The 371-nt window shown below is 57.1% G+C and carries 1 protein-coding gene; it reads right to left on the reverse strand.

What is annotated here, in order from left to right:
• On the reverse strand, positions 1–371 hold a 371-nt coding region (locus B2W52_RS06750; RefSeq protein WP_286802089.1), incomplete at both ends, for a cryptochrome/photolyase family protein.

Here is a 371-nt window from a genome sequence, read left to right on the forward strand (position 1 = left end):
GCTTGCGGCCCTCGGCCCAGTCGGCAAACTCCTGCTTGGTGGCAATAAACCGTGTATCCGGCCGAATCTCCACTGGCACCCCAAGGCGTTCGTGCCAGCTACTGATCTGCTCATGCAGCCGCCATTCGCCACACTCGGTGGCGATTACTTTGTCCGCATTGATCCGCTTCACCTGTTCGCCAACCACTGCTTCAAGGCTCTGGTGTTGGTTGTCCGGATGATAGCTCTGGTAATGAACCTGCCAGCCATCGCTCTCCAGTTGCCGGGCAAAGTGACGCATGGCGCTGAACAACAGCACGATTTTCTTCTTGTGGTGGTTGGTATAGCTGGCCTCTTCATGTACCTCCGCCATCACCACCAGATCCCGATCC

This window comes from Marinobacter sp. UBA2498, assembly GCF_002341575.1.
Taxonomy (GTDB): Bacteria; Pseudomonadota; Gammaproteobacteria; order Pseudomonadales; family Oleiphilaceae; genus Marinobacter; species Marinobacter manganoxydans.